Raw genomic sequence first — 11,698 nt, 5'->3', positions numbered from 1 at the left:
TGCCCTGGAGCTCCCCATGCGTTCGCCCCTCGACGACACCGCGCTGGATACCGTGTTCCGCGAAGCGCGTACCCACTATGGCTTTCACGCGCAGCCCCTCGATGAGGCCATCCTGCGCCGGCTCTATGACTTGCTGAAATGGGGCCCCACTTCCATGAACAGCCAGCCGGCGCGCTACGTCTTCGTGGTGAGCGAGGAGGGTAAGTCGCGCCTGCTGCCGGCGCTTTCCGCAGGCAACCGCGACAAGGCCCACCAGGCAGGAGCCATCGTCATCGTGGCCGTGGATAGCCGCTTCTACGAACACATGCCTGAGGCTGTTTCCCAGTTCGCCCAACGCCCGTGAGCGCTTTGCCGAGAATCCCGACAAGGCCAGTGACACCGCCTGGCGCAACGCCACCCTGCAGGGCGCCTACCTGATCGTGGCTGCGCGCATGCTGGGGCTCGACGTAGGCCCCATGAGCGGCTTCGACAACGCCATGGTGGATGACGAGTTCTTCCCCGACGGCCGTTACAAGAGCAACTTTCTGGTGAACCTGGGCGTGGGCGACCCTAGTAGTGAACGCCCCAGAGGGAAAGGCTGGCGTTTGACGAAGTGGCGGAGGTGGTGTGAGGGCCTTGCTGCCGGCGTAAAACACTCAATCCCAGCGTATCCAGCGGGTCAGCTCCTCACGGTTGGCAATTTCAACTTGCTGTGCCCGCGGATTGACCTCGCTGTGCTGAGGATTCAGCCCCAACTCCCTCAAGGCATACAGCACGAGCGGGCCGCGGCAAGTCAGTACCAATTCTCCGTTTTTCATTCCGTAGTCGTGGCCAATCAGTGAACGCTCGACTTCAGGCAGGCGACGGTCAGGAATCAGTCGAACCTCCACATGCGTATGCCAGTCGGCATCATATTGGCCATCGTGCTTTCCTAGCATGCTGCCGCAGGGCTCCGGCGCAGCACGAAATCGACTCAGAACGAAGTCCCGGTACTGCTGATGTTTTTCACAAAACGCTCGGACATGCCAGCGCCCGGCAGCAAACACAAGGGTATGCGGCACAAGTACACGGTCTTCTCCTCCGGGTTCGAAAACGATGCATAGTTCACCTCAAGTCTCGTTCCTTGGCGTGCAGCTTTGACAATTTCTCTTACTACTTTAGGGGCAACCTCCCGATTGGGCATAGGCAGAGATTCGGTATTCGCTGCTCCCAGACTCAGTCCGGCGAATGGCGACTCCAGTTCCTGGTTTGTTCCCTGAAGATGTAGGTATTCTTCAACCCGGCCCAAAGTGAAAAGCGGGATGAAGTCTTCCGTCGGGATGAACCCTTTTTTGATACGTCGTAGACGAGATTTTTCGGAGCTAGATCTCTGTATTTCCTGAGAATTTTTTGGGATTGCTGCCTGCCGATGCCAAACACTGTCCCCACCTGAGAAGCTGCGACTTTGCCTTCCCAAAGTGCCAGCACTTCGATTAACCGATAGCGGGCTTGCATATCCCAAGGCAGTGAAGCCGTATCCATGCTGCCTCCATAAACTCCGTGTACTCAGGCGGATGCTGGTCTGATCGGGCTGACTAGTACGCTGGTTTGATATACATCAATAGTCACGCGCCATAACAAATGATTACATTAGCGGGAGGAAAATAACAACCATAAGGGATTTTTCATGGCCCAGGCCTTTTCAGAGCTTCCCCTTCACGCCCGAGTGATTTGGGCCAAGAGCGGTGACCCCGTCGGCCATGGGCTGCTAGCACATATGTTGGATGTTGCCGCCGTAGCGGAGGCCCTCCTGGAACATGAGCCACCGACCACCATCGAGTATTACGCCAATTTGTTCGGATTGTCCGAGACATCCTTCATTCGCTTCGTAGCCGCCTTGGCAGGGTTGCACGATTTCGGCAAGGCAATTCCCGGTTTTCAGGCCAAGTGGCTGCAGGGGCAGCAGGAAGATGAGGGGGCCGGCCTGAGTTTTGGCCCGGCTTCGTTGAGAGTGAGTGACCATGCCTGTGCCAGCGCTGCCCTGCTCTGGAACCATCTTTCTGTAGTCGGTGCCGAGCCGGGCTGGGTTCTGGGTGTGCTTCAGGCGATCAGCGCCCACCATGGCTACAATTTCCACCGTCAAGAAATCAACGCTGCCATTCCACCCTTCGAGGGGTCTGAGTGGTCGCAGGCCCGCAAGGCATTGTTCGATAGTTACTGGCAAATGCTGGCGCCGGCAGGGGTGTCCGATGCCGACGAGTTGCCGCTGGCTGCGGTGGAGTGGCTGGCCGGGCTGACCAGCGTGGCCGACTGGATCGGTTCCAATCCCGACTGGTTCCCCTTGGGTGAGCGCGCCGACTCGCTGGCCGAACACTTCGGCCAGGCCAGGCGGCTGGCCACCCAGGCATTGCAGGAGATCGGCTGGAGCGACTATCACGCCCTGTTGCCGGAGGAGTCGTCCACCGACGCACTGATCGGTCGCATCGTCAATCGCCCGGGACTCGCTGCCCGGCCGTTGCAGGCCGAGGGCGATCGGCTGCTGGTGGAGGCGCAGGGGCCGACCTTGCTGCTGGTCGAGGCGCCGATGGGCGAGGGCAAGACCGAGCTGGCATTTCTGGCCCATCTGCGTCTGCAGGCGGCCAACCAGCATCGCGGCCTGTATGTTGCGCTGCCGACCCAGGCGACCGGCAATGCCCTGTTCGACCGGGCGCTGACCTTCCTCAACGCCTTCGGCGACCAGCGCCGGCTGGATATCCAACTGGTGCACGGCGGCGCCATGCTGGACGAGCGGGTGCAGCGCCTGCGCGGCATCCATGACCAGAAAGACGACAGCGTCGGTTCGGCGGCCTGGTTTTCCCAGCGTCGTCGGCCGCTGCTGTCGCCCTACGGCGTAGGCACCGTCGATCAGGCATTGTTCGCCACCCTGAACGTCAAGCACCACTTCGTCCGCCTGTGGGGGCTGGCCAATCGGGTGGTGGTGCTGGACGAGGTGCATGCCTACGACACCTATACCAGTGGCCTGATCGAGTCCCTGCTGCGCTGGCTCAAGGCGCTGGGTTCGTCGGTGGTGCTGATGAGCGCGACCCTTCCGGAGCAGCGCCGCAACGCGCTATTGCAAGCCTGGGGCGTTCCCGTGGGCGAAGTGCCCGAGCTGCCTTATCCGCGCCTGCTGCTGGCGGACAGTCGAGGATTGCGCGGCGCAACCTTCGACTCCCGTGCTCTGCCGCCGATCAGCCTGCGAGCCATAGGCGAAGATATCGCCGATCTGGCCACCTGCGCTCGCCAGCAGCTCGACGCCGGCGGCTACGGTGCGCTGATCGTCAACACGGTGAACCGTGCCCAGGAACTCTATCGCAAACTGGAGTCGCTGCAGGACGAGGGTGTGCAGCTGATCCTCTTCCATGCCCGCTTCCCTGCCGACGAGCGCGGTGAGCGGGAGCGGCAAGTGCTTGAGGTGTTCGGCAATACTGGCACAGAGAGCCTGCGTCCTGGTCGGGCGCTGCTGATCGCCACTCAGGTGGCTGAGCAGTCCCTGGATATCGACTTCGACTTCCTGATCACCGACCTGGCGCCGGTCGATCTGGTCCTGCAACGTGCTGGCCGTTTGCACCGCCATCGTCGGGTCCGCCCCGAGGTTCATGCCGAGGCCCGGCTATTCGTTGCCGGCCTGCATCCGCAGGAGCTGCCCGAGTTGAAGGATACCGCCTGGGAGTTCGTCTACGAGCCCTACATCCTCGGCCGAACCTGGGCGCTACTGTCCCGCGAGCAGACCCTGCAGTTGCCTCATGACATCGATCGCCTGGTGCAGGCGGTGTACGGCGATGCGCCCCTGCCCGAGGATTTGCAGGCCGAAGCCCTGGCTTACATCGAGGGCGAGGCCTACGGCATGCACCGTGCTCGTCTGAACACCGAACGTCAGCAATCGCTGAACATCGCCCTAACTCCCGAAGATGAGCCGCAGTACGCCTACCTGCAGAAGCCGCGTGGCAACGAGGAGGGCGAGGGCCTGGGGCTGACCAACCGCACCCGCCTGGGCGATGACGCGGTTACTTTGGTGCCCGTCTACTGGGTGGCCGGCGGCTGGAGCGTGCAGCCCGGCGGAGAAGCTTTCGACCCGCAGCAGTCGTTGCCGGATGCCCTGGCCAGACAACTCTACGGCCGCCAGCTCAAGCTCAGCCGCAAGGCGGTGGTGGCCCACTTTGCCGCAGTCGAGGCGCCACCGGCCTTTGCCGAGCACCCCTGCTGCGCCATCTCAAGCCGCTGGAGCTGCAAGGCGGCAGCTGCATCGTCGGCAAGCTGTCGCTGCGCCTGGATGAGCGCCAAGGCCTGGTCTACGAATCTGCCGAGCTTGCCACCCTTCCCGAGGACTAGGAATGACACCACGTTTCAATTTGCTCGATGAACCCTGGCTGCCGGTGCAATTTGTTGATGGCCGGGTACGCGATGTCGGCCTGCTCGAGCTGTTCGAGCGCTCCGGGAAATCGGCGCCCTGGCGGAAACCGCACCGCCGAGCCTGATCGCCGAATACCGCCTGCTGCTGGCCATTACCCATCGGGCGCTGAGCTGGGCGCACGGCTCCTGGAAGGACAAGGACCGCGCCCGCTGGTATCGCGAGGGCCTGCCGCAGGATGCGTTGCGGGATTATCTGCAGCACTGGCGCGAGCGTTTTTGGCTGTTCCACGCCGAGCAGCCGTTCATGCAGGTGGCGGCGCTGGCGACGGCAGCCGAAACGGCCGAGTTGAGATTCGACTGTTCTACCGTGACGATCGACCAACTCTATGGCAACGCCATGTTCGATCACGGCGTCTTTGCCAAAAGTCCGCGTCAACCGGCTGTGGTGTTGCGCGATCTACTGGGATTTTTCCAATTCGTACCGGGCGGCTTCTTTCCGGGAAAGAAGTTGAAAAGCTCCGACAAGGCAGGCCCCTTGGTAAACACTGCTGCCGTGCTCCCGCTCGGCAGCTCATTGCGGGAAACCCTGTGTCTGGCTTTGCACCCTAGCACCGCGGTAGCCGCGGACGACCTCCCCAGTTGGGAACGCGCGCCGGCTACCATTGCCCAGCTGCAGGCTGCGCCTACGTTGGCAAGCGGGCCGAACGATCGTTACAGCCGGATGAGCCGCTCCGTGTTGTTGCTGCCTTCTGCTAGCGGAGAGGTCGAGGCGGTGCAGATGGCCGCCGGCCTTGCCCTGGGCGACGATCCCAATGCCCCCGATCCGATGGCTAGCTATCGCGCGGGAAAGGACATGCTCGTGCGCGTGACCTTTACCGAAGGGAGGGCGTTCTGGCGCGACCTGCCGGCTCTAGTACCCGACGCCGAAGGCAAGGCTTGCCAGCCGGCGTCGGTGCTCGGCTGGGCGGCCAACCTGCATCCCTATCTCGGTGCCTTGCAGATCGAGCAACCGCTGCTGATCGCCGGCCTGGCCAGCGATCAAGCCAAGCTTCTGCGCTGGCGCTGCGAGCAGATCGCCTTGCCGGTGGCCTTGTTGGCCGACCCACAGCCGGCGGGTTTCCTGCGCAGCGAGGTGCGCCGTGCCGAAGCGCTATACGAGCAAATTCGTATTCTGGCGACCAGCATGCTGGCCGACACCATGCCCGATCCGCGCAGCAAGGACACCCGCGCCAGGGCGCGGGCCGTATTGGATGCCAGCGCTGCGGCCGCCACCTTCTTCGCCACCGCCGAGCGGTCGCTGCCGGCATTGATGCAGCGCATCGGCGTGGGCGACGGCGATGGCGCCAGTCGTGACTGGTCGGCCAGCCTGCTGCAGGCAGCTGAAGCGTGCTGGGAGATCCTGCACCGCCATCTGGGGCAATCGCCCCTGGCGCTGCGTGCCGAAGCGCGTACCTGGCCACGCTTCCGTGCCCTATTGCGTGAGCTGCAGTTGGCCACTCCGAATCTGCAACCATCCAAGGAGGCTCAAGCATGAGCGATTTCGCGCAGGACTTCGTTGCGCATCTGATCCGTCTGCGCGAAGGCAAGGCAGCGGCATTGGCGGAGCTGCGGCGCAGCCTGAGTTTCGCGCCTGGGGCCTATCCGCCGGCCTACCCCTATGTCGAGCGCTTTGTTGCGCCTGACAGCCATGCCGAAGACTCAACCCGCCTGGCGCTTTACGTGGTCGCCGGGCTGTTCGCCCAACACCCGCAGACGGCATCCGCCAGCCTGGCTTCCAGCTTCGGTGAACTGATGCGCCAACGCGACAGCGCCAGCATCGAAAAGCGCTTCGTCGCCCTGCTCGGTGCTGACGCCGAAAACCTCGCCGATTACCTACGCCAAGTAGTCAGCCTGCTGGCGGCGGACGATATCGGCCTTGACTACGCGGCACTGCTCAAGGATCTGCGCTTCTGGCTAAACCCGCACCTGGCCCCGGACGTACGCGACCGCATCCGTCAGCGCTGGGCGCGGGACTTCTATCGCGCCTTGGCTCTCGACTCCAAGTTGCCAACCGTTACCCAAAATTGAGAGAGATATCATGACTCTGTTCGTCGAGTTTCACCTGATCCAGAACTTCGCCCCGTCCAACCTCAACCGCGACGACACCGGCGCGCCCAAGGATGCCCTGTTTGGTGGCCATCGCCGGGCGCGGGTGAGTAGCCAGTGCTTCAAGCGGTCGATTCGCCTAGCGGCACAGGAACATGAACTGGTGCCCTCGGAGTACCGCGGCGTGCGGACCAAGAAGCTGCTGGCCCTGCTGCAGGAAAAGCTGGCGCTGGCGGGCCGTGATCCGGAAGAGGCCAAGGGTAAGATCGAATTGGCACTGGCCGCTGCCGGCCTCAAGCTGAAGGACGATGGCAAGACCGAATATCTACTATTCCTCGGCGAGGGCGAAATCACCGGTTTCGCCGATCTGATCGAGCAGTACTGGGACGAGCTGGCTGCGGCACCGGTCGGCAGCGAAAAGAAAAACAAGAAGGAGGCCAAGGCCAGCGCGCCCACCGAGGTGGTGAAGAAAGCCAAGGCTCTACTCAATGGTGGCAAGGCAGTGGACGTGGCGCTGTTCGGCCGCATGCTCGCCGATCTGCCGGAGGTGAACCGGGACGCCGCCTGCCAAGTGGCCCATGCCATCAGTACCCACCGGGTTGAACGCGAGTTTGATTATTTCACTGCGGTGGACGACAAGGGCGGCCCCGAAGAAACCGGCGCCGGTATGATCGGCCAGGTCGAGTTCAACTCGGCCACCTTCTACCGCTACGCGGTGGTCGACGCCAACAAGTTGCTGAACAACCTCCAAGGCGACCGTGAACTGATGCTGGCGGCGCTTGAAGCCTTCACCCAGGCCAAGGTGCGCTCCATTCCTACCGGCAAGCAGAACACCTTTGCAGCGCACAACCTGCCGGCGTTTGTCGGCGTTTGCCTGCGCCATGCCGGGCCGCTCAACCTCGCCAATGCCTTCGAAAAACCGGTGGCGCCCGGGCGTGATCAGGCCCTCAGCAGTCTCTCGGTGGCCGAAATGGCGCGGCATGAAGCGCAACTGGCCGGTGTCTATGCCGACTCCCGCGACCGCTGGGCCTATCTGGACCTGAGCGCTGCCTGGCCGGAAGGCAAGGGCGTGGCACTGCCCAATCTGGGTGCTCTAGCCAGTTGGGTGAAAGAACAGGTCGCCGCCGAACTGGAGGTTTGAGCATGGCCACCTTGCTACTGCGCTTGCAGGGGCCGATGCAGTCCTGGGGCACGACCAGCCGTTTCGACGAGCGCGACACCCAGCTCGAACCGTCCAAGTCCGGCGTACTGGGCCTGATCTGTGCAGCCCTAGGGCGCGATCGCAGCGAACCGCTGGACGACCTGGCTTGCCTGCGCATGGGTGTTCGGGTCGACCGCGAAGGCGTACCGATGCGCGATTACCAGACGGCTACCGGTGTGATGAACGCCGAGGGCAAGGTCAAGCTGGATCGTACGGTTATCAGCCCGCGCTACTACCTCTCCGATGCGGTGTTTCTGGTCGGGCTGGAAGGTAGCAATACCGATTTGCTGGAGCGGATTCAGACGGCTCTGCATGCGCCGGTCTGGCCGCTGGCGCTGGGCCGCAAGAGCTTCATACCCAGCATGCCGGTGGTTCTGCCGGAGGGGCTGCAGCCGGTGGGGCTATTGGAGGCTTTGCAATCCTGGCCGGCACTTGTGCCCTTGGTGCCTGGCGCGTTCTTGCGGCTGGCGCTGGAGGATCTGCAGGAAGGCTCGGTGCGACTGGATCAGCCGGTCGGCCCCTTCGCCGAACGGCGTTTCGGGCCGCGTTTCGTGAAACAGGAAGTGATGCATGTACCTGACTCGATTGATGCTTGACCCCCGCAGTACGCAGGCGCGTCGCGATCTAGCCGATGCCTACGATATGCATCGTACTCTGGTGCGGGCTTTTGTGGTGGACGAGCAGGACGCGCCGGCGCGTTTTCTCTGGCGTCTTGAGCCAGGAGCAAACCCCTGGACCAGCCCGGTAGTGCTAGTCCAGTCCCAGGAAACTGGCAATTGGGACGCCTTGCAGGCGCTGCCGGGCTACCTGCAGCGACCGGGTGAGAGCAAGTGCCTGGATCTGGACGAGCTGGTCCAGCCACGGCAGCAATACCGTTTCCGCCTGCTGGCCAATCCCACGGTGACCCGGGCGGGCAAGCGCTATGGCCTACCTGGCGAGGCCGAGCAGCTTGCCTGGTTGCAGCGCCAGGGTGACCGACATGGCTTCGAGGTGAAGTCCGCCTTGGTCACTGCCAGCGACATGCTGGACAGCCAACGCAAGGGGCGCGCGTCGATCATGCTGCAGAGAGCATGTTTCGAGGGATTGTTGCAGGTTTCCAGGGCCGATGACGTGCGCTTGGCGTTGGTCAACGGCATCGGCCCGGCTAAGGCATTTGGTTGCGGGCTGCTCAGCATGGCGCGCTGCTGATGCTGCCGCCTCTCAAGCCGCTGCCGATGAAGGATCGGGTGTCGATGGTCTTCGTTCAGTACGGTCAGATCGACGTGCTGGATGGTGCCTTTGTGGTGATCGACCAGAACGGCGTGCGCATGCACATCCCGGTTGGCTCGGTAGCTTGCATCATGCTTGAACCGGGCACGAGGGTGTCGCATGCAGCCGTGCATCTGGCCTCGACGGTGGGCACCCTGCTGGTCTGGGTGGGTGAAGCTGGCGTACGACTGTATGCCAGCGGCCAGCCCGGAGGTGCTCGGGCGGATCGTCTGCTCTACCAGGCCAAGCTGGCGCTGGATAGTGATTTACGCCTGAAGGTGGTGCGCAAGATGTACGAGCTGCGCTTTCAGGAAAAGGCTCCGGAGCGGCGTAGCGTGGAGCAACTGCGCGGCATCGAAGGCGCCCGGGTGCGGGAAACCTACAAACTGTTGGCCAAGCAGTACGGTGTCGACTGGCGGGCGCGCAATTACGACCGCAAACAGTGGGATGCTGCAGATATTCCCAACCGCTGCTTGTCGTCGGCTACCAGTTGCCTGTATGGCATCACCGAAGCGGCCGTATTGGCGGCGGGTTACGCACCGGCAGTGGGCTTTATTCATACCGGAAAGCCGCTGTCATTCGTCTACGACGTAGCCGACCTGTTCAAGTTCGACACCGTGGTGCCGGTCGCCTTCCGTATCGCCGCCAAGTCACCACACCAGCCAGAGCGCGAGGTACGCCTGGCCTGCCGGGACATCTTCCGTACCAGCAAGCTGCTAAGCAAAATCATCCCGACTATTGAGGAGGTGCTGGCGGCTGGCGGTATCTCGCCACCCGAGGCGCCACCAGAGTCTGTCCCGCCTGCCATTCCCAACGCTAAAAGCATCGGTGAAGCCGGACACAGGTCGCAGTGATGAGTTTCATCGTCGTTGTCACGGAAAACGTCCCGCCACGGCTGCGTGGTCGCATGGCCATCTGGCTGCTGGAGGTGCGCGCCGGCGTCTATATCGGCGATGTATCCAGGCGCACGCGTGAAATGATCTGGCAGCAGCTGGCCGAAGGCTATGAAGACGGTAATGTGGTCATGGCCTGGGCGAGCAACCATGAGTCTGGCTACGAGTTCCAGACTCTAGGGGCAAATAGACGCTTACCCATCGAATTTGATGGCCTGCACTTAGTCGTTTTTCACCCATCGACACCCTCAGATCTTTAATAATAAAATTGGTGGGATTTTGGCAGCCTATTTTCCTTTTATGGAACAATTGGTTGCGTTAAGTGTGTTCCCCGCGCCCGCGGGGATGAACCGCGGGCGGTGATCCGGTCCGCCTGGCAACAATCGTGTTCCCCGCGCCCGCGGGGATGAACCGCTGGTCATCGTCGACGGCGCCCTCGCCATGGAGTGTTCCCGCGCCCGCGGGGATGAACCGTTGAGTCCGTGGCCGGCAGCCGCGGGGTGACAGTGTTCCCGCGCCCGCGGGGATGAACCGTTGATCGCAGTCAGCTCGGGGCCGAAGCGCTCGTGTTCCCCGCGCCCGCGGGGATGAACCGGCCGAACGGCATGTGCTGAGCGCCGAGATCCGGTGTTCCCCGCGCCCGCGGGGATGAACCGTGTGGATCGTCGAGGGCATCTTCGATGCCATCGTGTTCCCCGCGCCCGCGGGGATGAACCGTCGATGGTCTCGACGGTGCGAATGTTGCCGATGTGTTCCCCGCGCCCGCGGGGATGAACCGGCTTACGAAGAGCTCGGCCTCTCCGCCCAGGAGTGTTCCCGCGCCCGCGGGGATGAACCGCCGAGGGGGAGCGCGCATGATCATCACGCAGAAGTGTTCCCGCGCCCGCGGGGATGAACCGATCGGCGACACCGCCGGCGCTGTGGTCGGCTGGTGTTCCCCGCGCCCGCGGGGATGAACCGACCGATCCCCGCGCGACGTCACCAGCCTCGAGGTGTTCCCCGCGCCCGCGGGGATGAACCGCGGCCATGCTGTGCCACGATACCGCCTTCCAGGTGTTCCCCGCGCCCGCGGGGATGAACCGCCGCCTTGAGCAGCTCGATCTGCTCCTCGTCCGTGTTCCCGCGCCCGCGGGGATGAACCGGATCTCGCCGCCGACGACTACCGCGGCGACGCGTGTTCCCGCGCCCGCGGGGATGAACCGGGGTCGCCCTTGAGCTCGACGTCACACACCTCGTGTTCCCCGCGCCCGCGGGGATGAACCGCCCCTACTTCGAGTGGCAGATCACCGGCGAAAGTGTTCCCCGCGCCCGCGGGGATGAACCGCGGCGCACCCAGACGAGCTCACTGGATGGTGAGTGTTCCCCGCGCCCGCGGGGATGAACCGGCTCGGTGAACTCGGCGCCCGGGTCGTACCAGGTGTTCCCCGCGCCCGCGGGGATGAACCGCGCATCAACGGCTACCACGACTCGGCCCCGATGTGTTCCCCGCGCCCGCGGGGATGAACCGGTTTTGCGCATCTACGAAAAGGGCCACCAGTTGTGTTCCCCGCGCCCGCGGGGATGAACCGGTCCACTGTGGCTTCTTCGCCACCGTAGGCAAGTGTTCCCCGCGCCCGCGGGGATGAACCGTCGTTCAAACCGCCGCGCGCTGAGGATCTGTTGTGTTCCCGCGCCCGCGGGGATGAACCGGAAATGAACCAAAAGCGACAGAAGGTCTACACGTGTTCCCCGCGCCCGCGGGGATGAACCGTTATGACCAGCAGTCATATGATAGGGAATTGCGTGTTCCCGCGCCCGCGGGGATGAACCGTAAAAAAGGGGCCAATCGGCCCCCGTTTTAGTGTTCCCCGCGCCCGCGGGGATGAACCGTCCGTTGCGCCGGGATACGTACTCGGCCTCTCGTGTTCCCCGCGCCCGCGGG

10 protein-coding genes and 1 pseudogene are annotated in these 11,698 nt (G+C 63.4%); 9 read left to right on the top strand and 2 right to left on the bottom strand.

Annotated features, from left to right (window positions below; all coding sequences use genetic code 11):
• Positions 1 to 16: 16 nt before the first annotated feature.
• The gene (locus ACUDAL_RS14815) at positions 17 to 343 is read left to right on the top strand and encodes a nitroreductase family protein (RefSeq protein ID WP_444678654.1); all 327 of its coding nucleotides are present in this window, start codon (positions 17 to 19) and stop codon (positions 341 to 343) included.
• A gap of 292 nt (positions 344 to 635) precedes the next feature.
• On the opposite strand, the gene ACUDAL_RS14810 is transcribed toward ACUDAL_RS14815, so the two are convergent.
• Both ACUDAL_RS14810 and ACUDAL_RS14805 read right to left on the bottom strand, forming a co-directional pair.
• Entirely contained in the window at positions 636 to 1,040 is a 405-nt protein-coding gene (locus tag ACUDAL_RS14810; protein WP_444678653.1) for a WYL domain-containing protein, read from the bottom strand.
• Positions 1,041 to 1,194: 154 nt separating this feature from the next.
• The gene (locus ACUDAL_RS14805; protein WP_444678652.1) at positions 1,195 to 1,500 is read right to left on the bottom strand and encodes a hypothetical protein; all 306 of its coding nucleotides are present in this window, start codon (positions 1,498 to 1,500) and stop codon (positions 1,195 to 1,197) included.
• A 145-nt stretch (positions 1,501 to 1,645) separates the two neighbouring features.
• On the opposite strand from ACUDAL_RS14805, the gene cas3 reads away from it, so the two are divergent.
• The 8 genes and pseudogenes from cas3 (at position 1,646) to cas2e (ending at position 10,037) form a co-directional block, all read left to right on the top strand.
• Positions 1,646 to 4,360 carry a CRISPR-associated helicase Cas3' gene (gene cas3 / locus ACUDAL_RS14800; RefSeq protein ID WP_444678651.1) on the top strand — a complete coding sequence of 905 codons (2,715 nt, stop codon included), beginning with the start codon at positions 1,646 to 1,648 and terminating at the stop codon, positions 4,358 to 4,360.
• Positions 4,332 to 5,884, top strand: a pseudogene (gene casA / locus ACUDAL_RS14795) (type I-E CRISPR-associated protein Cse1/CasA). Before cas3 ends, casA begins: the two are co-directional and overlap by 29 nt.
• A complete protein-coding gene (casB, locus tag ACUDAL_RS14790) occupies positions 5,881 to 6,417 on the top strand; it encodes a type I-E CRISPR-associated protein Cse2/CasB (RefSeq protein WP_444678650.1) in 537 nt (178 codons plus the stop codon). The pseudogene casA and the gene casB overlap by 4 nt, the downstream one beginning before the upstream one ends.
• Positions 6,418 to 6,427: 10 nt before the next feature.
• Positions 6,428 to 7,576, top strand: a complete 1,149-nt coding sequence (cas7e, locus tag ACUDAL_RS14785) for a type I-E CRISPR-associated protein Cas7/Cse4/CasC (RefSeq protein ID WP_444678649.1) — start codon at positions 6,428 to 6,430, stop codon at positions 7,574 to 7,576.
• Between the two features lie 2 nt (positions 7,577 to 7,578).
• Positions 7,579 to 8,232, top strand: a complete 654-nt coding sequence (gene cas5e, locus ACUDAL_RS14780) for a type I-E CRISPR-associated protein Cas5/CasD (RefSeq protein ID WP_444679398.1) — start codon at positions 7,579 to 7,581, stop codon at positions 8,230 to 8,232.
• On the top strand, positions 8,207 to 8,824 hold the full coding sequence (gene cas6e, locus ACUDAL_RS14775; RefSeq protein WP_444678648.1) for a type I-E CRISPR-associated protein Cas6/Cse3/CasE: 618 nt from the start codon (positions 8,207 to 8,209) through the stop codon (positions 8,822 to 8,824). The genes cas5e and cas6e overlap by 26 nt, the downstream gene beginning before the upstream one ends.
• Positions 8,824 to 9,738 carry a type I-E CRISPR-associated endonuclease Cas1e gene (cas1e, locus tag ACUDAL_RS14770; RefSeq protein ID WP_444678647.1) on the top strand — a complete coding sequence of 305 codons (915 nt, stop codon included), beginning with the start codon at positions 8,824 to 8,826 and terminating at the stop codon, positions 9,736 to 9,738. Before cas6e ends, cas1e begins: the two co-directional genes overlap by 1 nt.
• Complete coding sequence (gene cas2e, locus ACUDAL_RS14765; RefSeq protein ID WP_444678646.1) at positions 9,738 to 10,037, top strand: type I-E CRISPR-associated endoribonuclease Cas2e; 300 nt, start codon at positions 9,738 to 9,740, stop codon at positions 10,035 to 10,037. Before cas1e ends, cas2e begins: the two co-directional genes overlap by 1 nt.
• Positions 10,038 to 11,698: the final 1,661 nt, after the last annotated feature.

The organism is Halomonas sp. E19 (genome assembly GCF_052439355.1).
In the GTDB taxonomy this organism is placed as follows: Bacteria; Pseudomonadota; Gammaproteobacteria; order Pseudomonadales; family Halomonadaceae; genus Halomonas.
This window is presented reverse-complemented; position numbering and strand designations above follow the sequence as displayed.